25 protein-coding genes are annotated in these 26,167 nt (G+C 62.9%); 7 read left to right on the top strand and 18 right to left on the bottom strand.

Annotated elements, in window-relative coordinates; translation table 11 throughout:
* Positions 1 to 10: 10 nt before the first annotated feature.
* From NCR40_RS30360 to NCR40_RS30350, 3 genes are read left to right on the top strand one after another with little or no spacing between them, the layout of a single operon-like run.
* Positions 11 to 778: a transporter substrate-binding domain-containing protein gene (locus NCR40_RS30360; protein ID WP_244831163.1), complete on the top strand. Its 768-nt coding sequence runs from the start codon at positions 11 to 13 to the stop codon at positions 776 to 778.
* A 12-nt stretch (positions 779 to 790) separates the two neighbouring features.
* On the top strand, positions 791 to 1,210 hold the full coding sequence (locus NCR40_RS30355) for a RidA family protein (protein WP_250511709.1): 420 nt from the start codon (positions 791 to 793) through the stop codon (positions 1,208 to 1,210).
* On the top strand, positions 1,210 to 2,019 hold the full coding sequence (locus NCR40_RS30350) for a hydroxypyruvate isomerase family protein (RefSeq protein ID WP_250511708.1): 810 nt from the start codon (positions 1,210 to 1,212) through the stop codon (positions 2,017 to 2,019). Before NCR40_RS30355 ends, NCR40_RS30350 begins: the two co-directional genes overlap by 1 nt.
* On the opposite strand, the gene NCR40_RS30345 is transcribed toward NCR40_RS30350, so the two are convergent.
* The 17 genes from NCR40_RS30345 to NCR40_RS30265 all read right to left on the bottom strand — a co-directional run bounded on the left by NCR40_RS30345 (position 2,016) and on the right by NCR40_RS30265 (position 20,642).
* Positions 2,016 to 2,735, bottom strand: a complete 720-nt coding sequence (locus NCR40_RS30345; RefSeq protein WP_244831166.1) for a GntR family transcriptional regulator — start codon at positions 2,733 to 2,735, stop codon at positions 2,016 to 2,018. The genes NCR40_RS30350 and NCR40_RS30345 overlap by 4 nt on opposite strands.
* A 71-nt stretch (positions 2,736 to 2,806) precedes the next feature.
* Positions 2,807 to 3,709: a polysaccharide deacetylase family protein gene (locus NCR40_RS30340; protein ID WP_250511707.1), complete on the bottom strand. Its 903-nt coding sequence runs from the start codon at positions 3,707 to 3,709 to the stop codon at positions 2,807 to 2,809.
* A 47-nt stretch (positions 3,710 to 3,756) separates the two neighbouring features.
* A complete protein-coding gene (locus NCR40_RS30335; protein WP_244831168.1) occupies positions 3,757 to 4,515 on the bottom strand; it encodes an SDR family NAD(P)-dependent oxidoreductase in 759 nt (252 codons plus the stop codon).
* Positions 4,516 to 4,538: 23 nt separating this feature from the next.
* Complete coding sequence (locus tag NCR40_RS30330) at positions 4,539 to 5,465, bottom strand: NAD-dependent epimerase/dehydratase family protein (RefSeq protein ID WP_250511706.1); 927 nt, start codon at positions 5,463 to 5,465, stop codon at positions 4,539 to 4,541.
* On the bottom strand, positions 5,462 to 7,129 hold the full coding sequence (locus NCR40_RS30325) for an ATP-binding cassette domain-containing protein (protein ID WP_244831170.1): 1,668 nt from the start codon (positions 7,127 to 7,129) through the stop codon (positions 5,462 to 5,464). The genes NCR40_RS30330 and NCR40_RS30325 overlap by 4 nt, the downstream gene beginning before the upstream one ends.
* On the bottom strand, positions 7,126 to 7,977 hold the full coding sequence (locus tag NCR40_RS30320; protein ID WP_250511705.1) for an ABC transporter permease: 852 nt from the start codon (positions 7,975 to 7,977) through the stop codon (positions 7,126 to 7,128). Before NCR40_RS30320 ends, NCR40_RS30325 begins: the two co-directional genes overlap by 4 nt.
* Positions 7,974 to 9,014 (bottom strand): ABC transporter permease, encoded by a 1,041-nt coding sequence (locus tag NCR40_RS30315; protein ID WP_244831172.1) that lies wholly within the window; start codon positions 9,012 to 9,014, stop codon positions 7,974 to 7,976. Before NCR40_RS30315 ends, NCR40_RS30320 begins: the two co-directional genes overlap by 4 nt.
* A gap of 73 nt (positions 9,015 to 9,087) precedes the next feature.
* Positions 9,088 to 10,728, bottom strand: coding sequence for an ABC transporter substrate-binding protein (locus NCR40_RS30310; protein WP_250511704.1), 1,641 nt, complete (start codon positions 10,726 to 10,728; stop codon positions 9,088 to 9,090).
* Between the two features lie 80 nt (positions 10,729 to 10,808).
* Positions 10,809 to 12,254, bottom strand: a complete 1,446-nt coding sequence (gene hydA / locus NCR40_RS30305; protein WP_244831174.1) for a dihydropyrimidinase — start codon at positions 12,252 to 12,254, stop codon at positions 10,809 to 10,811.
* A 210-nt stretch (positions 12,255 to 12,464) separates the two neighbouring features.
* Positions 12,465 to 13,199, bottom strand: a complete 735-nt coding sequence (locus tag NCR40_RS30300) for an aspartate/glutamate racemase family protein (RefSeq protein WP_244831175.1) — start codon at positions 13,197 to 13,199, stop codon at positions 12,465 to 12,467.
* A 31-nt stretch (positions 13,200 to 13,230) separates the two neighbouring features.
* On the bottom strand, positions 13,231 to 14,466 hold the full coding sequence (locus NCR40_RS30295; RefSeq protein WP_502801052.1) for an ArgE/DapE family deacylase: 1,236 nt from the start codon (positions 14,464 to 14,466) through the stop codon (positions 13,231 to 13,233).
* The gene (locus NCR40_RS30290; protein ID WP_250511702.1) at positions 14,466 to 16,013 is read right to left on the bottom strand and encodes an amidohydrolase family protein; all 1,548 of its coding nucleotides are present in this window, start codon (positions 16,011 to 16,013) and stop codon (positions 14,466 to 14,468) included. Before NCR40_RS30290 ends, NCR40_RS30295 begins: the two co-directional genes overlap by 1 nt.
* A 35-nt stretch (positions 16,014 to 16,048) precedes the next feature.
* A complete protein-coding gene (locus NCR40_RS30285) occupies positions 16,049 to 16,924 on the bottom strand; it encodes a carbon-nitrogen hydrolase family protein (RefSeq protein ID WP_250511701.1) in 876 nt (291 codons plus the stop codon).
* On the bottom strand, positions 16,921 to 17,751 hold the full coding sequence (locus NCR40_RS30280) for an ABC transporter ATP-binding protein (RefSeq protein WP_250511700.1): 831 nt from the start codon (positions 17,749 to 17,751) through the stop codon (positions 16,921 to 16,923). The genes NCR40_RS30285 and NCR40_RS30280 overlap by 4 nt, the downstream gene beginning before the upstream one ends.
* 1 nt (position 17,752) lies before the next feature.
* A complete protein-coding gene (locus NCR40_RS30275; RefSeq protein WP_250467868.1) occupies positions 17,753 to 18,664 on the bottom strand; it encodes an ABC transporter permease in 912 nt (303 codons plus the stop codon).
* Positions 18,661 to 19,722 (bottom strand): ABC transporter substrate-binding protein, encoded by a 1,062-nt coding sequence (locus NCR40_RS30270; RefSeq protein ID WP_250511699.1) that lies wholly within the window; start codon positions 19,720 to 19,722, stop codon positions 18,661 to 18,663. The genes NCR40_RS30275 and NCR40_RS30270 overlap by 4 nt, the downstream gene beginning before the upstream one ends.
* 32 nt (positions 19,723 to 19,754) lie before the next feature.
* On the bottom strand, positions 19,755 to 20,642 hold the full coding sequence (locus tag NCR40_RS30265; RefSeq protein WP_250467869.1) for an ABC transporter substrate-binding protein: 888 nt from the start codon (positions 20,640 to 20,642) through the stop codon (positions 19,755 to 19,757).
* 383 nt (positions 20,643 to 21,025) lie between these two features.
* Between NCR40_RS30265 and NCR40_RS30260 the strand changes: the two genes are divergently transcribed.
* The 3 genes from NCR40_RS30260 to NCR40_RS30250 all read left to right on the top strand — a co-directional run bounded on the left by NCR40_RS30260 (position 21,026) and on the right by NCR40_RS30250 (position 23,228).
* Positions 21,026 to 21,757, top strand: a complete 732-nt coding sequence (locus NCR40_RS30260) for a GntR family transcriptional regulator (RefSeq protein WP_244831183.1) — start codon at positions 21,026 to 21,028, stop codon at positions 21,755 to 21,757.
* Between the two features lie 180 nt (positions 21,758 to 21,937).
* On the top strand, positions 21,938 to 22,750 hold the full coding sequence (locus tag NCR40_RS30255; protein WP_250511698.1) for a transglutaminase-like domain-containing protein: 813 nt from the start codon (positions 21,938 to 21,940) through the stop codon (positions 22,748 to 22,750).
* An 85-nt stretch (positions 22,751 to 22,835) separates the two neighbouring features.
* Positions 22,836 to 23,228 (top strand): response regulator, encoded by a 393-nt coding sequence (locus tag NCR40_RS30250; RefSeq protein ID WP_250467872.1) that lies wholly within the window; start codon positions 22,836 to 22,838, stop codon positions 23,226 to 23,228.
* Between the two features lie 14 nt (positions 23,229 to 23,242).
* On the opposite strand, the gene NCR40_RS30245 is transcribed toward NCR40_RS30250, so the two are convergent.
* Positions 23,243 to 24,370, bottom strand: coding sequence for a sensor histidine kinase (locus NCR40_RS30245; RefSeq protein WP_250511697.1), 1,128 nt, complete (start codon positions 24,368 to 24,370; stop codon positions 23,243 to 23,245).
* 569 nt (positions 24,371 to 24,939) lie between these two features.
* On the opposite strand from NCR40_RS30245, the gene NCR40_RS30240 reads away from it, so the two are divergent.
* On the top strand, positions 24,940 to 26,163 hold the full coding sequence (locus NCR40_RS30240; protein WP_250511696.1) for a GAF domain-containing sensor histidine kinase: 1,224 nt from the start codon (positions 24,940 to 24,942) through the stop codon (positions 26,161 to 26,163).
* Positions 26,164 to 26,167: the final 4 nt, after the last annotated feature.

Genomic DNA, 26,167 nt, shown 5'->3' with positions numbered 1-26,167 from the left:
ATTCCTTGCAATGACCTTGACCTTATGCGCGCTTAATAGCGCGGCCAGCGCCGACACGCTCGCCGACATCAAGTCGCGCGGCAGCATCAACGTGGGTATCGACTTCACGCATCCTCCTTACGGCATGATCGACGCGAACGCCGTGCAGACCGGCACCGACCTCGATATCGCGCGCCTGATTGCGAACGACCTCGGCGTGAAGCTGAATATCGTCCCCGTGAACGGACCCAACCGCATTCCGTTCTTGCTGACGGGCAAGGCGGATATCGTCGTTGCGTCGTTCTCCGTCACCGATGAACGCAAGAAGGTGATCGGCTTCAGCCGCCCGTATGCCACCGAGCCGATCTTCGTCGTCGCGCCGGGCAAGAACACGCTGAAGGATGTCGAGAGTCTTGCCGGCAAGACGGTGGCTACGGCGCGCGGCACCACGGCCGATCTGGATCTCGTTGCGGCGATCAAGGACAAGGGCGTGAAGGACGTGAACATCGTCCGCTATCTGGACGAGGCCACCGAGCGTACGGCGGTGTCGTCGGGTCAGCAGAGCATCTTCGTGGCTGCGCTTGCCGATGCGCTTGCCGTCAAAGAGACGAGCCCCGCATCCAACTTCGAGTATCAGTTCCAAGTGGCCGAAGACCCGCTCGCCATCGGCCTCAAGCGAAACGATGCCGCCATGCAAGGCTGGCTCGATACGTGGGTTGCGAGCAATCTTCAGAACGGCAAGCTCAACGCGGTCTGGAAGAAGTATTTCGGAATCGACATTTCGCGCAGCGTTTATTGAACGGGCGGTGACATGAATTCATCGAATGCTTCCACCCTGGTCACGCCGGTACGGCTATTCGGCAATCTTGCGTTCGTAAGCGGACAGCTTCCGCGCGAGGCGGGCGAACTGACGTATCGCGGTAAGGTCGGCGAAGAGATTGCGATGCCCGACGCCGAAGCCGCGGCCGCGCTTTGCGCGCATGCGTGTCTCGCGGCGCTGGAGCGCGCGCTCGGCTCGCGCGAGAAAATCGCGGCCGTGCTCAAGTTGACCGGCTTCGTTGCGTGCTCGCCGGACTTCACGGCGCAGGGCAAGGTGATCGACGCGGCCTCGCGCGTACTCATCGACGCGTTGGGCAGCGAAGTCGGCGGACACGCACGCAGCGCGATCGGCGTGCAGCAGCTTCCGCATGGCGCGCCGGTGGAAGTCGAGCTGATCGTCGGACTGAAGTGATGCAGACATCGAACGGTACTTCGCTCAGGTTCTGCGCGAACCTCAAGTGGCTCTTTACGGAGCTGCCCTTTCTCGAACGCTTCGAGGCGGCCGCAAAGCAGGGCTTTAGCGCGGTCGAGTACGCGTCGCCTTATGAGTTCGAGCCTGCGATTCTCAAGGCGACGCTCGATGCCACGGGGCTTCGGCAAGTGCTGATCAACACGCCCGCCGCGCCGCCTGGAAGTATCGGCGGTAACGGGTTCGGATGCATTCCCGGCGAACGGGCGCGGTATCGCGATGGCGTGTTGCGTGCGCTGCATTACGCGTCGGCGCTGAAGTGCGGGCTCATTCACGTGATGGCTGGACTTGCGCCAGGCGGCGTGCCCGTTGAACAGGTGCGCGATACGTTGCGTGAAAATCTCGCGTGGGCTGCGGATGCGGCGCGCGATAGCGGCGTCACGCTGCTGCTCGAATGCCTCAATCAGATCGACGTACCGGGCTATGCTCTGCGCAGCCTCGAAGAGGCGCATGCGTTGATGAAGGAGATCGCGCAACCTAAAGTGCGCCTGCTTTTCGATGCCTATCATTGCCGCATGAGCGGCCTCGATGTGGTCGAGCAATTCGCCTTGTATGCGCCCGACGTCGCGCACATTCAATTCGCCGACGCACCCGGCCGCCACGAACCCGGCACCGGCGACATGCCGTGGAACGAGTTGATCGCGAGTATCCGGGCGCAGGGTTACGAAGGCTGGATTGGCTGCGAGTATCGGCCTCGTGAATCGACGGTCGCGGGGCTCGGATGGCTCGATGCCTTCAAAGAAGCACCCTAGCGCTTGAATATCGCTTCCAGGTCCACTTCCTCCTCGACCACATCCAGATTGAGCGCGCTTTGAATGTGATCGAGGTGATGCAGCATCAACTCCGCCGCCTTGTCGCCGTCGCCCTTGGCGATTGCATCGACGATAGCGGTGTGTTCATCGGCGCGGCAACTCGACGTTATCGGCGCGTTATAGAGCAGGATGACGAGGCACGTCAGTGTCGATAGTTCGCGCACGCTGCGCGTGAACGACGAGTTACCCGCGAGCGTCGCCACGAGATTGTGAAATTCGCCCGAGAGCCGGATGACCGCGCGCTTGTCCGAACGCTCGCGCGCGTCCATTTCGAGCCGCAAGTGCTCGCGCATTTGCGCGAGCTTGTCAGGCGTGATGCTGCGCGTGAGCCGCGCAATGACCGCGGGTTCGATCACCCTGCGCGCTTCGAAAACATCGCGCGCCTGGTCCACCGAAGGCTTCGCGACGAACCAGCCTTTCTTCGGATACACCTCGACGATCTGTTCATACGCAAGCCGGCTCAACGCGTCGCGCACACGTGCCCGGTTCACGCCGAAGATACTGGCCAGACGTTCTTCGGCGAGCTTCGTGCCAGGCACGAGCCGATGCTCCAGTAGTGCGACGTAGATCTGTTCGTAAATCTCTTCGCTGGTGTTGTCGCCGTCGCCTGTCTTGCGGGGCTTGAGTTTCTGCGTTTCGCCGACGGTTTTTAGCATGTGCCGCGTCTGATGGATTGGCGCATGTCGAAAGAGACATGCCGATGGTCAGGCTCGCTTCGCCCGACCGCTTACCGCACGAACGGATGTTCCTTGATCCAATGGTTCGCAATGTCGATACGCCGCGTGACCCACACGTCCTCGTGCTTCATCACATGATCGAGGAAACGCTGGAGACCCGCCGCGCGCGCCGGATGACCGATGAGCCGCATATGCAGCCCGACCGACATCATCTTCGGTTGTGTCGCGCCTTCGCTATACAACATGTCGAAGCTGTCGCGCATGAATTCGAACCACTGATTGGCCGTGCCTACCGACCCGGCGAACTGACCGTCGTTCGTGGTCAGCGAGTAGGGTATCACCAAATGCGGCTGGCCCTGAACCACCTTCCAGAAGGGCAATTCATCGCCGTAGTAGTCGGAATCGTAGAGAAAGCCGCCTTCCTCGACGAGCAGCCTTCGCGTGTTTATCGAAGGCGAATAGCGGCAATACCAGCCGTACGGACGCTCGCCCGTCGTGCGCTCAAGCGACTCGATCGCGCGGCGAATATGCTCGCGTTCCTCTTCCTCGCTCAGGTCGTAATGCTTGATCCAGCGCCAGCCGTGACTGCACACGTCGAAGCCTGAATGGCGTATGGCTTCCGCTGCCTGCGGATTGCGTTCGAGCGCCAGCGCGCAGCCATACACGGTGAGCGGCAGGCCGCGCTCCCGAAAAAGCCGCATGAGGCGCCAGAACCCCACGCGGCTGCCGTATTCGAAGAGACCTTCGGCTGCAAGATCGCGGCCGCGCACGCCGGAGTTCAAGCCGTGCGATTCGGTGAACCAGGTCTCGGTGGCGGCTTCGCCATCGCCGATGGAAGGCTCCGAGCCTTCCTCGTAATTCATCACGAAGTTGATGGCGATACGCGCGTTGCCCGGCCATCGCGCGTGGGGTGGATGCGCGCCATAACCGATGAAATCGCGATCGAGATCCATGCTGCACTCCTGTGTCGTGTCGTGGTGTTTCGAAAGGATGAGCGGGCTCAGAGCATCACGTCGCCGCCATTGGGCGAGAGCGTCTGACCGATGAAATACGCGCCGCCCGTTTCCGATGCGAGCAAGAGCGCGGTGGGCGCAATCTCGCCGGTTTCACCGAAGCGGCCGGCGGGAAGCTGCGCGAACTTCATCGCGCGCCATTCGTTTGTGAAGCTCGCGAGCATCGCGGTTTCGACGGGGCCCGGCGCAATGGCGTTGACGGTCACGCCGTGCGGCGCGCCTTCGTAGGACAGCGCGCGCGTGAAGCCGACCACGCCCGCCTTCGACGCGCAATAGTGGCTCATGTCGTACGTGCCCTTGTACGCGAGTTGCGAGGCGATGTTGATGACGCGGCCGTACTTGCGCGCGATCATGTCCGCGAAAAACTGCTTGGTGACGAGGAACGTGCCGCGCAGATTCACGGCCATCATGCGGTCCCATTCGTCGATGGACAGATCGACGAACGGCGTCTCGCCGCTGATTCCCGCCGCATTCACGAGAATATCGACGGGGCCGAGATGCTCACGGCTCCATGCGTTCAGGCGCGCGACGGCATTGGCATCGGTGACGTCGCATTCGGTCACGGCGGCTTCTGCACCGCTGGCGGCGAGTTCGTCGGCGAGTGCTTGCGCGCCGGCTGCATCGCCGATATGCGAAATGCCGACCTTCGCGCCCTGAGCCGCGAACAGTTGCACGATGGCGCGGCCGATACCCGTGTTGCCGCCGGTCACGAACGCCGTGCGGCCCTTCAGCGAGAACGATTCCATGCTGATGCTCCTCCTTGATTCGATCATGCGGTTTCGGCCGATGTTTCGGCGAGCCATTGCGCGTAAGCGCGAATGCCCGCTTCGAGTTCGAGGCGCGGCCTGTAACCCAAGTCCGTGGCCGCCGCCGAAATGTCGAAGCGTTCCTGATTCTCGTCGAGCGGATCGGGACCGGGCGCGAGTTCGATATCCGCGCCGGGCATCACGCGGCGTACGATATCCGCCACTTCGCCGAGCGTCGCGCGCACGCCACCGGTGATGTTGTAGGTGCGGCGCGGCAGCGACGGCGCATCGAGCGCGGCGACGAGCGCGGCGGCGGCATCGTCGACATGAATGTACTGGCGATGAAAGTCGAAGCCGAACGGCACGCGCGTCGGCTGCTTCGCCATGGCGTCGGTAAGCATGCGGCGGATCATGCAGTCGGTCGTGCGATGCGGGCCGTACACCCACGACAGCCGCAGACTCACGCCATCCACGCCGTATTGCCGCGCGTAGGCGCTGACGAGTTGCTCGCCGCAGACCTTGCTCGCGCCGTAGAGACTGGCGGGCGCGAGCACGACGTCTTCGGGGACGGGACCAGGCGGCGTATCGCCATAAGCGCTCGTCGACGAGCAATACACGAAGCGGCGCGCGCCATGTATGCGCGCTATTTCCAGCATGTTGGCCGTGCCGCCGATGTTCACGTCGAACATGGCGGCGGGGTTATCGCGCGCGACCATCGGCCCGGAAAACGCACCGCAATGAATGACGCCCGACACGCCGCCGCGCGCCAGCGCATGCAGTCCGTGCACGTGGCGCAGATCGCATTCGGCGACGGTGACATCGTCTATGCGCAGCCCGCCGCTGCGATCCATCGCGACGACTTCATCGCCACGCGCGTTTAAAAGCCGGACCACCGCGCGGCCCACGAGCCCCGCCGCGCCCGTTACGATGATTCTCTGCGGCACGCTCATTGTCTTTCTCCCGCGACATCGAGATGGTGAACCGTCTTTGCGACTTCCTCTATCGGCAACTCGGCCTTCAGGAGCTTGCGCGTGTACTCTTCGACCGGCCGCTCGAATACGGTTTCAGCCTCGCCAGTTTCGATGATCCTGCCGTTGCGCATGACCGCGACATAGTGCGCGAGCGAGCGCACGGAGTTCAGATCGTGCGTGATGAACAAGGCGGACAAGCCCATCTCCGCCTGCAGGTTACGCACGAGGTCGATGATCTGCGCACGCACGCGAATATCGAGCGCGGTCGTGCATTCATCGAAGACGACGAAGTCGGGATTGGCCGCGAGCGCCCGCGCAATGCCCACGCGTTTCTGTTCGCCCGCCGTCAACTCATGCGGATACGCAGTCGCGCGCCGTCGCGACAGATTCACGAGATCGAGCAGATGCAGCACGCGCGCCTCGCGGTCGGCGCGCGTGAGCTTCTCGCCGAGCGCGAACGGCTCTGCAATCAGATCGCGGACCTGCCAGCGCGGATTGAGCGATACATAAGGCTCCTGGAAGACCATCTGCATGCGCCGTCGCACGGCCCGGAATGCGCGTTCCGACAGATCGAGCGTGTTCACACCATCGAAGCGAATCACGCCGGAGTCCGCATCGAGCAGACGCAACAAGCATTGGCCGGTCGTCGTCTTGCCCGAGCCGCTCTCGCCGACGAGCGCGAGGGTCTCGCCCTTCGCGATGGCGAAGGACACATCGTCGATCGCGCGCACGACGGCATGATTGCGGTCCGAGACGAAGGTCTTCACCAGGTGTTCGACTTCGAGCAAAGGACGGCGCGCGGCGGCCTTGTCGGCGTCCGTGCGCAGATCGGGCTCGCGCGGCGCGGGGCGCGCTTTCGCGGCATCGAGCAACTCGCGGCTGTACGGTTCTTGCGGGCTGCGCAGAAAAGGTCCGACCGAAGCGAGCTCGATCAGCCGGCCGTCTTTCATGATCGCCACGCGGTCGCAATAGTTGGCGACGACGCCGAGATCGTGCGTGACCATCACGACGCCGAGGCCCAGATCGCGGCCCTTCTGCGCGAGCAGATCGAGCACCTGCAACTGGATTGTCGCGTCGAGACCGAGCGTGGCGTCGTCGGCGAGCAAGACCTTGGGCTGGGCGATCAACGCCATCGCAATGACCACGCGCTGCGCCATGCCGCCCGATAGTTCGTGCGGATAAGCATGCGCGCGCGCTTCCGGATTCACGATCCCCACTTGCTTAAAGAGTTCGATCGCCTCGCGCCATGCCGCCTGCCGTCCAATGCGTTTATGCACGCGCAACACGCGCACGATCTGCGCGCCGACTGTCTCCACCGGATCGAGCAGCATCTTTGCATTGGTGCCGATCAGCGCGACCTCGCCGCCGCGAAAGCGCCGCTTCTCGCGCGCGGGCATGTCGAGCACGGATTGCCCCGCGAGCATCACCCGCCCGCCGTCGATGTGTCCGCCCTCCGGCAACAGGTCGATGATCGAGCGCGCCAGCACCGACTTGCCCGCGCCGGTTTCGCCGACGATGCCGAGAATCTCGCCCTGGCGCAGCGTGAAGCTCACTTCATCGAGAACGCGGCGGGCGGGAGTATCGCCGAACGAGACGGTGAGCCGTTCGACTTCCAGCAGCACGGGTCGCGAAGACGCGTTCATTGCTCACCTCGCGAGACGGGTTCCGCAATACGTTTGACGGCGTCGCCGAGAATGGCGAAGGTCAGCACGGACACGATGATGGCAAGGCCCGGAAAGAGCGCCGCCCACCACACGCCGAGAATCATTTGCTGCGCGCCGTTGGCAACCATCAAGCCCCATTCGGGCGTCGGCATGCGCACGCCCGCGCCGACGAACGAAAGACCCGCGGTTAGAAGAATCGCCATGCCGATGCTGATCGAAACCTGCACGATGGCTGGCGTGATCGCGTTCGGCAGAATGTGGCGGAACATGATGCCCGCGTCCGTCGCGCCGCTGCAACGCGCCGCGCTGATGAACGGGCGGTCGCGCAACGAGAGCACTTCGGCGCGGATCAGGCGCGCGAACATCGGAATGAAAAGCACGGCGAGCACGATCGCCACGTTCCAGATTTCCTGGCCCATGACCGACACCAGCGCCATGCCGATAACGAACACCGGAAACGACTGAATGAAGTCGAACACGCGCATCACGAGTGTGCTCAACATATTCCGGTAGTAGCCGATGAAAAGACCAATCGGCACGCCGATCACGAAGGCAATCGCCACGGCCGTCACGCTGATCAGCAGGTTGATGCGCGTTGCGTAGATCACGCGCGAGAGAATGTCCATGCCCGATACGTCGGTGCCGAACCAGTAGTGCCACGAAGGCGCCTTCAGAATATTGGACGGGTCCGCTTCTATTGGCGAATGCGGTGCGATGAGCGGCGCGAATACGATCAGCACGATCTGCAACACGAGCAGCGCAAGCCCGAAGATCAGCGCTTTGTCGAGACGCTGGCGAAAAGCGGAGAGCGCGTTCATCGGTTTCATATTTCGATCCTCGGATCGGCGAGTCCGTAGAGCACGTCCACCGCCGTGTAGACGAGCAGAATGAAGGCCGCCGCGACGAGCACGAAACCCTGCAACGCGGGATAGTCGCTGTTCATGACGGCCTGCACCGCGTATTGCCCGAGGCCGCCCCACGCGAAGATGGTCTCCACGAGCACGGCCGCGCCAAGCAGGAAGCCGAACAGAAAACCGATCATGGTAATGATGGGCGGCAGGCTGTTGCGCAGCGCGCTTCGCACGAGCATGGGCTCGGAAAGCCCGGACGCGCGCGCATGGCGGATGAACTCGCTGCGATAGATGCCCTCGAAAGTCGAACGCGTGAGCTTCATCAGGCCGCCCATGTTGACGATGGTGAGCGTGAGCACCGGCAGCCACAGATGCGCGACCGCCGAGCGCCACGCTTCCCAGTCGCCGGCAATCACGCTGTCGATGGTGTAGAAGCCGGTGACGGTGGGCGGCGGCGTGACGAATGAATCGACGCGTCCGAACGGCGCGGGCGCAATGCCCGCCATATGAAAGAGCGCGTAGATGAGGAGGAGCCCGACCCAGAAGTCCGGTATCGCGCCGGCGGCAAGTCCGTAGACGCGGCTCGCGCGATCCACCAGTCCGCCCGGTCGCACCGCCGAGGTCACGGCGATTCCAACGCCGAGCACGACGGTGAGGATCATCGAATAGGTGATGAGTTCGAGCGTGGCGGGCACGCGTTGCAGCAGATCCACGGTGACGGGGTTCGAGGTGAACATCGAGGTGCCGAGGTCGCCGTGCATCAACGCGACGAGATAGCCGCCGAATTGCGACCACACCGTGCCGTTGAGATGCAGCTTCTCGCGCAACGATGCAATGGCGTCTGGCGTCGCCATGTTGCCGAGCATGAGCAACGCGGGGTCGCCCGGCAGGAGGCGGATCAGCAGGAAGGTCGCGAACATCACGCCGAACATCTGCGGGATGAGAATGCCGATCCGCGCGACGACGATGCGAAGCGGTCGCGGCGCCGAACGCCACGCGGTGAAGAGGGACATCGCGAACTCCTTCAGGATGATCGCGCCGCGAAGACGCCGCTGGCTTGCGCGGCGGCGTCACGGCGTCAGGACCTCAGTTCTTGGAAAAGTCGTACCAGGTATTGCCGTTGGTCGTGTTCCAGCTATAGCCCTTGATGTTGGCGCGCGTGGCAAGCTGATAACCCGGATTGATGAGGAACACCCACGGTGCTTCGCCCATCACGAGTTGCTGCACGCGCTCCATCGAAGTCTTGCGCTTGGCTTCGTCGGTCATCGAAAGACTGTCGTTGATGAGCTTGTCGACTTCCGCATTCTTGTAATGCGAATAGTTGATGAGCGACGCGCTGTTGAGCCAGAGATTCGTCACGTACGCGGCATCCGGCACGATAGCCATGTCGCGGAAGAAGTACATGGGAATGGTGCCCTTCGAATAGCGCTCGACGAGCGTCGATGCAGGCAGCTTCTGCAATTCCACGTCCACGCCGATCTTCGAAAAAGCCGTCTTCAGGATGATCGCCAGTTCTTCCTCGGTCTGGTCGCCGGTGGGATAGCCCAACTGCGTTTTGAAGCCCTTCTCATAACCCGCTTCCTTCAGCAAAGCGCGCGCTTTGTCGAGGTCCTCGGTGTAGTGGTAGTACTGATCCGTGTACGCGGGATAGATCTCCGATACCGGGCTTTTGGTGGGCCGCGCCGTGCCGTAGAACACGGCCTTGAGGATCTGCTCGCGCGGCACCGCGTAGTTCAGCGCCTGACGCACCTTGTCGTTGTTGAAGGGCGCAACGGCGTTGTTCATTTCCACGCGCTGAATGTAGTTGCCGTAGACCTTCCACACTTTCACGCCGGGCATTTTTTCGAGCGTGGCCTGTTCGCGCGGCGCGAGCCATTCGGCCACATCGACGGCGCCCGCCTGCAACGCCGCGAGACGGTTGGCCGACGTCGGCATCTCGCGGAACACGATACGCGTGAGCTTCGGCGCGCCGCGATAGTAGTTCTTGTTGCTCTCGTAGACCACTTCCTGGCCGGGCGAATACTTCGTGACCTGATACGGCGCGAACGATGCCGAATGGCTCGCGAGCCAGCGCGATCCCCACGGGTCGTCCGGCGTGATGTGCTTCTTGATCTCGACCGAATCGATGATGCCGAGATCGTTGTTCACCCACAGCCGTTCGATCAGCGGCGACGAACCCGGCAGCGTGACCTTCACCGTGTGGTCGTCTATTTTCTTGAAGGCCGTGTCGAAGTCGGTGATCTTCAGCACCTGCGTCATGTACCAGCGGAACGTCGCCTTCAGATTCCAGCCGCGCTGGAAGGTCCACATGACGTCGTCGGCGGTGAGCGTGTTGCCCGCATAGCTCTTGACGCCGGGGCGTAGATGGAAGGTGATCGAAGTCTTGTCGGGCGAAGTCTCCCAGCTTTCAGCGAGCGCACCCTTGAGCTTGCTGAAGTCCTCGACGGTCACGCCGTTTTCACCCGGCTTCATCTCATAGGTGAGCAAGCGTTCGAACACGTTGCGGCGCGCCTCGTGACTGGCTTCGGTCGGCGGATATTCCTGATCCAGCGACTCCGGCGTGCGCGGCCCGGCCACGACCAGAACCGAATTGTTGTTCTGCGCGAAGGCGGGCATGGCAAGCGCGCCGATGCCGAGCGCGGCGGCCGCCGCGATAAGCCGCGCAAGCTGGATGGAACCCGCTCGCGTCAATGCGGACGCGGGCTTGGCGTCGTAGGTTTGCGACATGACACGCTCCTTGCGTGAAGATGAGACCGGTGGGATCGGATGGAACCGTTGATGCGAACTCGAAGCAGACGCGTCGCGCTTCATCGCGCCGCGCGGCCGGCAGGTTTGGCCGGAACGATGGTGGGCAGGCCGCGCGGCAAGAAGCGTCCGCGTCCCGGCGTGCCGAAGTAGCGCCTTCCGTCCCACACGACTTCGCCGCCCGCGATGGTGTAGGCCGGCCAGCAATCGAGCGAGCGGCCTTCGTATGGCGTGTAATCGACGGCGTGATGCAACATGGCGTTGGTCAGGCGCACGGGGTCGTCGGGATGCTCGTCCCAGATCACGAGATCGGCATCCGAACCGATCGCGATGGTGCCTTTGCGCGGATGCAGCCCGTAGGTCTTCGCGGGGTTGGTCGCGGTGAGTTCGACGAAGCGGTTGATCGAGATGCGCCCGGTCATCACGCCTTCGGAATAGAGCAGCGGCAGTCTCGTTTCAATGCCCGGAATGCCATTCGGAATATACGGGAACGCGACTTCCTCGCCGCCCGGCTTCTTGCCCGTGGGACTTTCGAACGAGAAGGGTGCGTGGTCGGACGAGAACACGGTGAACGTGCCGTCCGCGAGCGCGCTCCAGATCGCTTCCTGACTATCGCTGTCGCGCGGCGGCGGACTGCACACACAGCGCGCGCCTTCGTAGCCGTCGTCCATGCCGAGGTCCTCGGCCGTGAGAAACAGATATTGCGGGCAGGTCTCGGACAGCACCTTGAGGCCGCGGCTTCGCGCCCATTGAATCTGCTCGACCGCGTCGCGCGCGGAGACATGCACGAGGAGCATTGGCACGTTGACGAGTTCGGCCAGGCTGATGGCGCGATGCGTGGCTTCGCGCTCCACGAGCATGGGACGCGAGGCGGCGTGATAGCGCGGCGCGGTGAGACCCGCGTCGAGCAGGCTTTCGGTGAGCCACGCAATGCACTCGCTGTTTTCCGCGTGGATCATCGCCATGGCGCCGTGCGCGCGGGCCAGCGCGAGCAGCCGCAGAATCTGGCCGTCGTCGAGCTTCATGTCGTCGTAGGTCATGTAGATCTTGAACGACGTGTAGCCCTCCGCGATGAGCTGCGGCAACTCATTCGCCATGACGTCCGGCGTCGGGTCCGAGACGATCAGATGAAAGCCGTAGTCGATGCTCGCCCGTCCTTCCGCGCGCCGGTGATAGTCGTCTACGGCCGCGCGCAGCGTTTGCCCTTTCTGCTGCGCCGCGAACGGGATGATCGTCGTGGTGCCGCCACAGGCCGCCGAGCGCGTGCCGGACTCGAAGTCGTCGGTCATGCGGGCGGGCGGCGCGATGGGCTGATCCAGATGGCAATGCGCGTCGATGCCGCCGGGCGTGGTGATGCGGCCTTGCGCGTCCACTTCACGCTTGCCCGCGCCGAGCGACAAACCCATCTGCACGATGCGGCCGTCCTTCACACCGATGTCGGAGAGGAACGTATCGCTTGCGGTGGCGACTTGGGCGTTGCGAATCACGAGGTCGAATTCTGCGTCCATGCATGCTCCGGTGTAGCGGGCGTTGTTGACATGTTCAAGTAAACTACACCGAAAAATATCGTGTCAAAAATACTTTTGTTGTTAACAACGTTGTTGACTAGCTTTCCAGCCGATCAGCGGCAGCGCGCGCCGGGACGTTCAACGGTCCGGGCGCGCGTAATTTTGTGAAGAAGGAAGGGTTTGAAGCGAAGGGCGTTGAGCCTTACAGGGTCAAAGCGGACTGAATGCCGCGAGTTCCCCGACGTAACGCTTGGCCAGCGGCCGTGCAAATTCCCCGCGCTTGGCGGTATTGAGCTTCAACGTGACGAGCGCCTCGCACCACTTGAGCGCGGCCGTCACACCGTCGATGACGGGCACGCCCAGCGTGTCCTGCAACTCCGCGCACAGATCGGCCATGCCCGCGCAGCCCAGCACGATCGCCTCGCTGCCGTCTTCGTCGAGTGCGCGCCGGCATTCTTCGAGGATCGTGGCGCGCGCGGCCGAACCGGGCGTTTCGAGTTCGAGCACGGCGAGTTCGGTTGCGCGCACGTTGCGGCAAAAGCGCTCCATGCCGTAGCGCTGCGCGAGATGCCAGGCAAGTCCACGCGTGCGTCCGAGCGTCGTCACCACGGAAAAGCCCGGCGCAAGCACGCTCGCGGCATGCATCGCCGCTTCCGCGATGCCTATCACCGGTCCGCGCGCGAGTTCGCGTGCGGCGTAGAGGCCGGGGTCGCCGAAGCAGGCGATCACGTACGCGTCGCAGCCTTCTTGCTCGCCGCGCGCCACTTCCATGAGGAGGCCGGGCGTGGCGAGCGCATCGTCGTAATGGCCTTCGATCGAAGGCGGGCCCATTGTCGGACTGACCGCCACGACTTCCGTGCCGGGCGAAGCGACCGCGCGCGCGCAGCGGGCCATCGCGTCGGTCATGCCTTGCGTCGTGTTGGGATTGATGAGCTTGATGCGCATGACTTCCTTTCGTTCGATTCGTGGCCTGAACTCAAGCGCCGCCCAAAAGCCGGGTCAGCGCGAGCGCGACGGTCTTCGTCGCGATACGCATGTCTTCGAGCTTGACGTGCTCGTCCGCGCGATGTCCGTTCGCTTCCAGCAGCGTGCGCGGCCCCGCGCCATAGATCACGGTCGGCACGCCCGCTTCGCAATAAAGACGCGCGTCGGTATAGAGCGGCACGCCTTCGGCAGGTATGTCGATTCCCATGATCGTGAGCGCCGCGTCCTGCAATGCGTGCGTGAGACGTTCGGCGCCCGGCAGCGTGCGCATGGGCGTCGCGGCCAGCACTTCGCGCGTGGTGATGGTGATGCCCGGCAGTTCGCGCGCCGCATCGCGCACGACGCTTTCCAGGCGTTCACGCGCGCGCGCCGGATCTTCCTCGGGCACGATGCGCCGGTCGAGCCGCAGCTTCACGCGGTCGGGCACGACATTGGTGTTGATTCCGCCTTCGATCAGCCCGACGACGAGCGTCGGATGCTCGATACCGGGCGTGGCCGAGCGAATCTCCTGCAACTCGCGCCGATGCGCATACAGCGCGTTCAGCACGACGGTCGCGGCTTCGAGCGCGTCGTGTCCGGTATCGGGCCGTGCCGCATGCGCCGACTTGCCGCTCACCGTGACTTCCAGATGCAGGCAGCCGTTGTGCGCAACCGTGATGGCGTAGCTGAAGCCCGCGCAGATGGCGTAATCCGGCTTGACGATGCCTTCGGCAAGCAACCATCCCGGCCCGAGCAGACCGCCGGTTTCCTCGTCGTAGGTGAGATGCAGCTCGATCGTGCCTTTGAGATCAACGCCGCTTTCGACCAGCGCCTTCAACGCGAACGCATACGTGGCGAAATCCGACTTCGATACCGCCGCGCCGCGCCCGTACAACGCGCCCTCGCGAATCTGCGCGCCGTACGGGTCGCTCGACCACCCCTCGCCGGGCGGCACCACATCGCCATGCGCGTTGAGCGCGATGACAGGTCCAACGCCAAAGCGTTGCCGCACGACGAGATTCGTGACGCTCTGCATGCCCGCCGCCTCGACGAGCGTTTGCGGCACCGCGTGACGTTCGACTTCGAAGCCGAGCGCTTCGAGCAGCCCGGCGGTCATGTGCGCGTGCTGCGCGCAGTCGCCGGGCGGATTGTCGGAAGGCTTTCGCACGAGCGCCGCGAGAAATTCCACTTGCGCTTCGAAGCGCGTATCGATCGATTGTAAAAGCGCCTGCACGTTCGGTCTCCGCATCAGATGCGCGACGACGGCGCGTAAAACGGCTCGCGCGGCGTCTCGCTTTCGCCGGTCAGATAGCCATCATAGAACGCCTTGACGTGCGGAAACACGGCGCGCCCCAATTCGCGGCGCGCGGTCTCTTCCGGGCTGCGCGGCTGCGAGAGCGTACGCGCGATGTCTTCGAGCACCGCATCGCGATCCATACGCGTGAAGCGGCCTTCGCGATACACCACTTCGCCACCGATCATCACGGCATCGACGGCATTGGTCTTGGCGCGCATCATCAACGCGTCGAGCATGGGAATGTCGTCGTCCTGATACGGCCACGTCGCGGTCTTGTAGTTCATCAGCACGAGATCGGCGAGACGCCCCTCTTCGAGCCTGCCGATACGCGCGCCGAACGGCGTCGTACGCGCGCCGTCCTCGCTTGCCATCTTGAGAATCTGCGGGCATGTCGGCACGTCGTCGTCCATGCCCGGCGTGCGGTGAACGTTGAGCGCAAGACGCATCTCCTGAAGCATGTCGCGATCTTCGTTGATGCCCGCTTCGTCGAGCCCCATGCCGACCGTCACGCCATGCCGCGCAAACGCGTTAAGCGGCGCGACGCCGCTGCGCAGCCGGAAGTTCGAACTGCAGTTATGGCAGATGCAGGTGCCCGTATGCGCGATGGTCTCGATGTCCGCCTCGGTGAGCCAGACACCGTGGCCGAGCGTGAGCGAAGGACCGAGCAGGCCCAGATCGTTCAGATGGCCGACTGCCGTCTTGCCCGAGCGACGCCGCGCATATTCCTTTTGATACGCGGTTTCGACCAGATGCATGTGCATGGGCACGCCGTGCCGTGCCGACTTCTCCTTGAGCGCGAGCAGCGTGTCGTCGCTGCACCAGTGAAGGTTGGCCGGCGCGAGCTGAATGGCCGTTAGCGCATGGCCTTCGTTCTCGCGCGTGAGGGTATCGAAGAGTTGCAGGTAATCCGCGAGCGGAATGCGAAAACGCCGCAGATGCGCCCGCAGCTTATCGCCGGTTTCGGACGGCAGGCGGTTGCAAAAGTCGTCGTCGGCTTCGTAGACGAGCAGGTTCTGATCGCGCACCGCGAAGCTGTACGACGCGCGCATGCCGAGATCGCGATAAGCATCGAGCACGCGCGACGCGGCCCGATGGATGGCATCGAGCGGACCGGGACGCCAGCCGTGAATATGCTGCACGGTCGTGATGCCCGAGGCGATCATCTCGAAGGCGGAGTAGAGCGTGTCCAGATACAAGTCGATATCGCGTGCCCCCATGCGGCTCGCGAACCAGAGTTCGAGCGCATGGTCCGGCGAGCCGAGTTGCACCGGCGTGAGACCGACATGATGGTGGCTGTTGACGAAGCCCGGCATCAGCACCGTGTCGGGCGAACCGAGGCGCAGCGCGTGCGGATACTTCTGCACCATCGCATCGCGGGGGCCGATCTCGACGATCACGCCATCGCGTTGATACAGCGCCGCGTCGCGCACGACCTCGGCCGCATGCCGGTCGGCCACGCCTTTCACAATCCATCCTGCCACGATCAATGATTCGGACATCGCGTTCCCTGCTCTCTCGAAGTGAATGGGGAAAATCAGAACGACGGCGTGCCGTATAGATCGGTCCGCCGATGCGCGTAATAATTGAGCCGGCCCCGCGTGCGCGCGATATCCGTGTGCACGAGCGTCGCGCTCACGATGCCTGCGCCGAGCATGCCGGACCTTCGCGCGAGCACCGCTCCATCGGCCGCGATCACACACGATTCGCCGAAGTTGTCGATACGCGCGTCATCGAGAAACTCGTCGCCAGCCTTGTTCGCGCACAGCACGGCGAGGCCGTTTTCGCGGGCATGCGTGCGCATTTCACCGACGAAGAAGTCCATGTCGTCGCCGCCGCTGCCCGCCACCGGCACGATCACGAGGTCCGCGCCTTGTGCCCGCAGCGCGCGCCAGCACTCGGGAAAACGCCGGTCGTAGCAAACCAGCACGCCCACGCGCCAGACACCGACGTTCACCACATGCAGACCCGAGCCGGGCGTGAAATGCGCGGGCTCGTCATAGCCGGGCGGGGGATCGTCGCCGACGGGCAAGTGCAGCTTGCGGGCAACCGGGCTTGCATTCGCACGCAACGATAAGCCTTTGGCATCGAAGCCAAGCACCGCGTTGTGATAGCAACCGCTCGCGGGATCGTGCTCGTAGAACGGCACGATGAGCGCGGCATCGCATTCCTTTGCGAGCGCGGCCCACTTATCTGCGAAAGCGCCTTGCGCGGGATTCGCCCATTCGCGATAACGTCCCGCAGGCGAGCCCGCGAAATACGGCACCGTCGCGAGTTCCGGCAGCGCGATGAGACGCGCGCCTTCGTTCGCGGCGCGGCGCACCGCATCGAAAGCGATGGCCGCGTTGTGCGCGAGATCGGTGGTGCAGGGCGGCGATTGAATCGCGGCTACGCGAAGCACGTCGTCGGTCACTTGATGCGCTCCTGCTCCGCGAACGCGCGGTCAACTTCGTCGCGCAACAGGTCGGTCAATCGATCGGCGAGCGCGTGAAAGGCCGGACTGCGCGAATCGCGCGGACGCGGCATGTCGACGGGAATGATCGTCTTGATCCGCCCGGGCCGCGCCGTGAACACGACGATACGATCCGCGAGCGCAATGGCTTCGTCGATATGATGCGTGACGAAGACCATCGATACGCCCGCTTGCCGCCACACCTGAATCAGAAAGTCCTGCATGCGGGCGCGCGTTTGCACATCGAGTGCGGCGAAGGGTTCATCGAGCAGCAGGATTTCCGGCTTGAGCGCAAGCGCGCGCGCCACGGCCGCGCGCTGCCGCATGCCGCCCGACAACTGATCCGGCCGCTTGTCGATGGCTTCGGAAAGTCCCACGCGTTCGAGAATCTCCTGCGCGACCTGGCGGCGGCGATCCTTCGGCACATGCTGCATCTTCAAGCCGAACGTGACGTTCTCGCCAACCGTGAGCCATGGATAAAGCGACGCCTCCTGAAACACGAGCCCGCGATCCGTGCCCGGCGCATGCACTTCCGCGCCGCCGCACACAATGCGGCCTTCGGTCGCCTGTTCGAGTCCCGCCATGAGAAAGAGCAGCGTGCTCTTGCCGCATCCGCTCGGACCCAGAAAGACGACAAACTCGCCGCGCGCTACTTCGAGGTCGATGTCGCGTAACGCCACGAACGGTTCGCCGTCCGTCTCCCACGTCTTGCCGACGCCCGTGCAGGTCACGAGCGGCGGCTGGCCGCAGCGCTTCGGTGCAACGTCGGCAAAGGCTTGTTCGGTCATGTCATTTCCTCAGGCCGCTTTCCGGCACCCAAAACAGCACTTTGCGCTGCACGATGCGCAACAGGTAATCGAACGCGAAACCGAGCACGCCGATCAGCGTCATCGTGAAGAACGAAAGGCTCGCGTTGAAGGTATTGCGCGAGAGCATCACCACTTGTCCGAGCCCGCTGCCCACGCCGGTCGCCTCCGCAATCAGCACGACCATCCACGCGCCGAACAGGTTCATGCGCAGCACCATGAAAAGCGACGGCAGAATCGCGGGCAGGATCACATGGCGAAACGTCTGCGCGCGCGTGGCGCCCATTACGGCGGCCACGTTCAGTTGCGTGCGGCTCACGCTGTCTATTTGTCCGATGGTCGATACCGTCATCACGAAGAAGAGCGAGATGAAGACCATGAACACCGCTGGCCCATTGCCGATGCCGAACAGAAAGATCGCGACAGGCAGCCACGCAATGGGCGAGATCGGCGCAAGCAGCGTGATGGTGGGCAGCGTGAGATTGCCGAAGAGACGAAAGTAACGGATGGCCACGCCCATCGCCACCGCGCAAACGAAGCCGAGCGTGAGACCGGCGAGCACGCGCAAGGTAGTCGCGACGATGGTCATCGCCAGCGCGCCGAAGGCCGTGCCGCTCGACTGCTCGCCGATTACATCGCTCGACAAAAAGTACTGCGCCTGCGAGCCGAAGTTGCGCAAAAAGATATGCGGCGGCGGCAGCAAGAGTGGATCGGCCCAGTGCAGCGCCCAGGCCGCTTCCCACACGGCGATGAAGCACGCAAGCGAAGCGATGCCCCACAGAAGCGGCACGATGCGCGCAAGGAGCGGCGCGCGCCGCGCCCGCGCGCGTCCATCGGCGGTCTTGTCGCTCGCGCGCTTCAAGCGGGAAGTGGCGTATCCCATGAGGCTGCTCATGCGGTCTTTCGCTGCAATTGCGCGTACAGGTCGCCGTTTTCCTTGATGACTTCGGTGAGCGGCCCCCAGTCGAACATGTCCTTGCCTGGCAGCTTCTTGATGTAGCGAAGCTCCTTCAGATTTTCCGCGCGGCCGAGGATGAACGCTTCGTTGCCACGCTGATCGATCATCGGCGGCTGCTTGGTGGCGGCGTCGAGCGTGGCGTCGTAGCTCGTCTTGAAGTATTTGCCGACGGTGTCCTTCACGGCGGTCGCGCGATCCTGTTCTTCCTGATGCTGCGCGACCATCATGGCCTTGATGAGCGACTTCACGGCATCGCGATTCTCGTGCAGCAACTTCTCGCGCACCGCGAGCACGCAGTCGGAATAGTTCGCGCCGTACACATCGACGCCATTGGAAAGCATGACCGAACCCGCGCGCGACTTCAGCGCCTGCGTGGCGTACGGCTCGATATGGCACATCGCATCGATATTGCCCGCGATGAACGCCTGCGCCAGTTCCGGCGACGTGCCGAAGTAGCGCACCTTGACGTCCTTGAAGCTCATGCCCGCTTTCTTCAGATAATCGTAGGGCAGCATTTCGAGCGTATCGGCCTGGAACGTGCCGATGGTCTTGCCGCGCAACTGCTCCGCCGACGTGATGCCCGGCTGCGCGACGATCACGCAGCCCTGCACGCCCGATCCCGCGACGACCTTGATGGGCGCGCCCGCATCGTAGAGCGTCATGAAGTTGGTGTACGGCACGACGCTCACATCCACCACGCCCGCGCCGAAGAGCGCCGCGATGTCGGCATTGGTCGGCGTGGTCACGAAATCGAGCGTCACGCCTTGCGCCAGATTGCGCTCCTTCACGAGAAAGAACGGGCAATTACAGAGGCCCGTGCCGTGCGTCGCCTTGAGCGTGAGACCGCCGGCCGCGCTGGCGTTGGTGAGCCATGCGCCGCCGAGCATCGCGCCGCCCGCCATGCAGGCACTGCGCGCAAGAAAGTCGCGCCGCTCGTGGCTGACCGCGCTAAGACGCAGCGATGCCGCGTTTTTATCGATGAATTTCCTGAACATCTGATATCCCCGTCAAATTGAACAAAGGCGTTTCATTGGAAAATCGGTCCGGACTTGAGCAAGCCGTCGAGCAGATCGAGGGCGAAGATGTCGCTCAAGCGCGGCGTGATACGCATGCGTCCAAGCGCTTCGAGCGCCGATGCCCGCGCGAGCACGCTGGCGCGTAACGGCCGAATATCGACGTCGGATGGCTGACGCGCCATGCCGGCGAGCAACTCGTCATGCGAAAACTCGGGCCATCGATGCGCACTCGCGCGCAACGCGGCGTGCGGATCGCGCTCGATGAGCGCTTGCGCTTCGAGCATGCCGGCGAGCACTTCGCGCACGATGTCCGGCTGTGCCACGAGAAAACTTTCACGCGCGACGAGCAGTGTGTCGGGATAGTCGCCGCCCCATGCTTCTATGCCGTCGCAAAGCACATCGAAGCCTTGCGCCACGAAGCGCGAGATATACGGTTCCACCAGCGTCAACGCGGCAATGCGGCCGGCGAGCAGATCGCCGGCGGCGGCGGTCAGCGAGCCGAAGTGCACACATTCGACCTCGCTCATGCCGACGCCGTAAATGCGCAAGGCGTCGTAGAGCAGGGCCTCCATGGGGTCGTCGGCGAAGGTGCCCACGCGCTGGCCGCGCAGTGCCTCGACGGTCAAACCGCCTTGCCCGACCAGCGCCATGCCGAGCTTGCCGCTGCCGCCGACGATGCGCAGCGGATCGGGCAACGCGTGATCGACTAACGCTTGCGTAAAGCCCGTGGTGCCCAGTTGCGCCGCACCGGTACGCAACAGCGCGGCCGTCGATTTGAATTCGGCCAGCTCTGGTGCTTCGGCGTGAAGTCCGCGCGCTTCGAGCAAGCCCGCGTCGATGGCGACGAAGAGCGGCAGATTGGAAAGCGCACCGCCGTGCGCCAGCAACAACTTTCGCATCGTGTTCCCAGTGGTCGGGTTCGTTCCGTGAGACGTCGTGCAGCGCTTAGAGGCATCGCCCGAGAGCTTTAGCGAAGACCGTGCCACTTTTGCATACGTAAGTTGACGTTAACCGCGACTGCCTTTGTTTACTAGCGATGCAGATTATTGACTACAAAATCAGCTACGTTTGTATACGAGACTTGCTGCGGTTCAATTGGACCATTTCGCACCATCGGCGTGTAACGCTGCACCTTCGCGATGCTTTTTGGCACCAACAATGCTGCTTTTTGCTTGGTTTGTTCGGCGCTTCACAGCGCTGATACATACAATCCCGATTTGAATCGTATGCAATCTAAGCGGATAATCGCGCCCAGGAATACCGCAGGACTCAGGAAGACCTCATGCCCACAGACAAGAAACGAAGCGCATCGAATGAACTCGACGTCAAAGGGTCATTCGACGGCGTTCAACGCAACCCCATTTACGAACGGTTGATGAATGCCATCGCCGAACATCGCCTGCATCCGGGGACGAAGCTCGCGGAAGACCGGCTCGCCGCCATCTTCGGCGTGAGCCGCACGGTGGTGCGCGCGGTGCTGCAACAGCTTTCGCATGAACTGGTGGTGACTATCGTGCCGAACCGGGGCGCGTTTATCGCGAGCCCGACGGTGGAAGAAGCGCGCGAACTTTTCGAGGCGCGGCGGCAGATAGAACTGCCCGTAATCGAGAAGGTTTGCCGGTCCGCGACGAAGAAGGACATCGCGTCATTGAGGGCGCATGTCGCGCGCGAGGAAGATGCACGCAAGCGCAATGACCGACGCACCGCTGTACGGCTCTCGGGGGAGTTTCATGTGTTGCTGGCGCAGCTTGGCGGCAACCGCTTCATCGAGCGCACCATGCGCGGCCTGCAGATGCTCACGTGTCTGACCATCCTGCTCTACAACGCGCCGACCTCGGAGGCGTGTCCGCACGACGAGCACGCGCGCCTGATCGATGCGCTCGAAGCCGGCAACGTCAAGCTGGCGCAAAAGCTCATGGTCGAGCATCTCGCGCATATCGAAGCTACCCTGCGCCTGCATACGGCGGAAGAAGAGGAGGACGATCTCGAAGCTATCCTGCTGCGTGGCGCGTAGCGTGCGATGTGTGCGATGCGTGCCGGGCGCGCGCTTTTGAACCGCGCGATACCGCACGCTCCACATTAATTTTCCGGCTTTAATGACTTCAGGGCGGCGCAGTATAGTGTGGCTGCAAGCGCCTCGCTTGCGGCGTCCTTCGAGACGCCCCACACGAATCATCACAGCAAAGGACGTCCGATGAGACTCCGCGTTGGCTACGATCTTGCCTATGAGTGTCCGCAGCCGACACCCATGATGCTGATGCTCAACACGCATTACTCGCATGCCAACGATGTGATCGTGGCGGACGTGCTCGCCACCAATCCGCCGGTGCCGATTACTCAGTATCGCGATGGTTTCGGTAATTTGTGCAGCCGGATCGTGGCGCCGCCGGGGCGTTTCGAACTGTCGACTTCCGCATTGCTCGATGTATCGGGCGAGTTCGAAACGCGTCCCGTGGATGGCCGGCAACACGCGGTGGAAGAACTGCCCGACGAGTGCCTTGTCTTTCTCCTCGGCAGCCGGTACTGCGAAACCGATCTGCTATCGGAAGCCGCCTGGCAACTCTTCGGCAATTCCGCGCCGGGCGCGGCCCGCGTGCAGGCAATCTGCGACTTCGCGCATCATCACATCACGTTCGGCTATCACCATGCGCGCCCGACCAAGACGGCCTGGGAGGCTTACCAGGAGCGCGTGGGCGTGTGCCGCGACTTCGCGCATCTCGCGGTGACGCTGTGCCGCGCGCTGAATATTCCGGCACGTTACTGCACCGGCTATATCAGCGATGTCGGCTTGCCGCCGCCTTATGCGCCGATGGATTTCGCGGCGTGGTTCGAGGCCTATGTCGGCGGCACATGGCAGGTCTTCGACCCGCGCAATAACGCGCCGCGCGTTGGCCGCGTGCTGATGGCGTACGGCCGCGACGCCGCCGATGTCGCGCTCAGCAACACGTTCGGGCAGACCACGCTCGTCAATTTTCATGTCGTTTGCGAGCCCGAGCAGGGCTATTAGAGGCGCGCCGCACGAATAGTCTGCATGGTCGGGAATGCTCAATGCTCGAATAGATGTATTAGCCATTAAAAAAGCGAGCACCATCATGCGCAAGCACCTGCCCCGTCTCCTTGTTGCGGACGACGATGCCGCCATTCGTGCGGCATGCGCTTCAGCACTATCGCTCGAAGGCTACGATGTCCATACGGCCCAAAACGGTTGCGCGGCGCTGGCCGAGATTCGCCGGTGGCGCCCCGAGATTGCCCTGATCGATGTCGAAATGCCGCTCATGGACGGGCGCGAGGTTGCGCGTCAGTTGCGCCAGGCCGACGAGCACAAACTGACGCTTCTGATCGCCGTGACCGCGTTGTCTTCGATGGCGGAACGCGCGGCATCGATACGCGCCGGTTTCAATTACCACTTCACGAAGCCGCTCAGGTTGAGCGCGCTACTCGAAACGCTGGCGCTTCACGCCAGTTCGCTAAAAAGCGCCCGCTGATTCGAGCGCCGTCGTCAAACCGAATGGCGCGCCAGGTTGATGGTGAAGATACACCCGACGCCCGGTAGGTTCGCTACGCTCAACACGCCGCCATATGTCTCGACGATCTTTTTGGAAATCGACAAGCCCAGGCCCAAGCCGCTCTTGTCGGCGGACTGCTGCGTGAATGGTTCGAACATGGTGAGCGTGGAGTCGGGCGGAAGTCCCCCGCAATGGTCTTTCACGTCCATTAGAATGCGGCCGGCCACGGCATAAGCGTTGAGCGACACTTCGCTTTGCGGGCGCGTGAACTTGAACGCGTTTTGCAGCAGATTGCCAAGTGCCGAATAAAGCGCATCGCGGTCGGCGCTGACGGCAAGCGTGCTGTCGACGGGAGACACCGTGAATTTCACGCCTCGCACTTGCGCTGCTAGTTCAGCCGCGTGCGCTACCTCGGTAATGAAGTCGGCCAACGAAAACGTCGCCGCCGACGTCCCGCCGTCCGCCAATTCCTTGACGTCCGCAATGGAGCCGTCGATTAGCGTGCGCAGCGAAGCCAGGCCACGCTGAAGTACCGTTCCCGTGGCGCCCGTCAGGCTCAGACTTCCGGTTCTTGCGGCTTCGAAGGCCGTTGTCGCGATGGACAGCGCGTTTCTCAGTTCGTGGGCAAGTTCGCCCGCCCGTTCCTGAGAGGCGCGCTGTTGTTCCTGATTTGTGCTTTGCGCGCGTTGATAACTGAATTCGGTGACAGCCTTCGCAATGGCGTTATCGAGACAGCGGTTTAACGTTCGATATTCATTGATCTGGAATGGCACATCGCGCTCGTGCGCCAAATCGGTAATGGCCTGACAAAGATCGCCGTAATCGTGCACGACCTGAGCGATCGTATAACCGAGCAAATGCAGCGCGTGACCATGCTGTCCGGCCGTTGCGCCCATCTCCGATTCCGTCATGATGCCGCCGGCCGCACCCGATACCGCGCGACTCGCGAGCGGATCGCTGCCTTGCTCGATGCGCAGCGTCTTGATCAATTGGTCGAGAAACATCGGCACGCCGTTTTTGAGCTGCGCATCGGAGGCTGCGCGCGTCGGGCGGCTCGCGACCTTGGCTCGACACCGCTCCACCAGCTCTGAGCGATTATTGGAAAGGAAATTGTGCATCATGGCCTATGTCCTTGGCGCCACGCGCGTGACCGGCCGGCCATGTGGAGGAAGCAGCTTTGCCAGTGAGAGTGCAAGTCAAAAGGAGCAATGCTCGAACAAAACCGAGCGATCCGAGCGGAACCAAGGAGCGCCTTGCGCGCTCGCGCTGCAATGCTACGCAGCCGGCTCCCGAGAAAAACTTATTTGATTCCGCGCGTCCAATGTTGCAAATCCGTGAGTGGATTCACCGTGCGCTTTGCGAGATCGATAACCGCAGCCGGCTTTTCGTCGGCCGCAGATCGTTTTAGTTCTTTGCAATAAGGTTCATTATCACGCAGCTCGCACGCGAGCCGCGCACCACGTCTGTCGCATCCTTTAAATAAGCGGGAATCACCTGTTATCCAGCACACAGCGTATTTATTCACGGCTTGTACGTTCAAACCCGTTGAATAACGTTTAACGCGCGATGCGCAAACCTTTGCGGTGCATGGCAGCGCGGATCGATCGGCTATTTGCCGCACGGTTATCCGTAAAACTTTGGTACCGCATGAGCGTGCTCTGTCACAATGTCGCGGATGAGGAGGGAAGCCGTGAATAGACCACTTTTACCGGCGGATTCGCGAGAGGCATTGGCGCGCGACATGGGCGCCGTGGCTGGAATCGGCGCGGTGCCGTCGATACTCAAGATGATCTGCGACGAAACTGGAATGGGTTTCGCGGCCGTCGCGCGCGTCACCGACTCGACCTGGACGGCGTGCGCCGTTCAGGACAACATCAATTTCGGACTGGTGCCGGGCGGACAACTCGAACTGCGCACCACGCTCTGCTCGGAATCGCGGGCCTCGCGTGCGCCGATCATCGTCGATCGATTCAGCAGCGACACCACGTATCGCGATCATCACACACCCGCCATTTACGGTCTCGAAAGCTATATTTCCGTGCCTATCGTTTTGCCGGACGGCGAGTATTTCGGTAACCTCTGCGCAGTCGATCCGCGTCCGGCGAAGGTATCCGAGCCGCGCGTCGTGCGCATGTTCGAGGTGTTCGCAAATCTCATCGGCATGCAGCTCGCCAGCGAAAAGCGGCAATGGTCCACTGAAGCGCAACTGTTCGACGAGCGCGAGACGGCGCATCTTCGGGAGCAGTTCATCGCGGTATTGGGTCACGATTTGCGCAATCCGTTGAGCGCCGTGAGCGCGAATGGCGAATTGTTGAGCCGGCGCAAGAGCGAGCCGGATCTCGTCGGTATCGGCAATCGGCTCAAGGCCACGGCGGCGCGCATGGCGCGGCTGATCGACGACGTGCTCGATCTCGCGCGCGGCCGTCTCGGCTCGGGCATGTCGGTTAGCATCGTCGCGGTGGATGACATCGCGCCTTACCTGCGCGCGGTCGTCGACGAGCTTTGCGTGGCGAACCCGTCGCGCGCGGTGAATCGCGCCATACAGGTTGATTCCGCGGTCAGTTGCGATCTCGTTCGCATTCAGCAGTTGCTTTCCAACCTGCTCGGCAACGCGATGACTCACGGCGGCGCCGATACGCCCGTCACGGTGAAGATTGCGGTAGAGCGCGATCACCTCACGCTGTCGGTGACCAATGGCGGCGAGCCTATCGCGCCGGAGACGCTCTCAAAAGTGTTCGAGCCTTATTGGCGTCCCGCGACGAGCGCGCCGGGCGGCGGGCTCGGACTCGGGCTCTATATCTGCAAGCAGATCGTCTCGGCGCACGGCGGAACGCTCGGAGTGGAATCGAGCGCCGAGATCGGCACGAGATTCACCGCGCGCATTCCGGTTTGCGCACGAGACGCCGGCTTCTAAACGG

Source organism: Caballeronia sp. GACF4 (genome assembly GCF_023631025.1).
Classification (GTDB): Bacteria; Pseudomonadota; Gammaproteobacteria; order Burkholderiales; family Burkholderiaceae; genus Caballeronia.
Note: the sequence above shows the minus strand (reverse complement) of the source record. Positions and strands in the feature narration are given on the sequence as shown.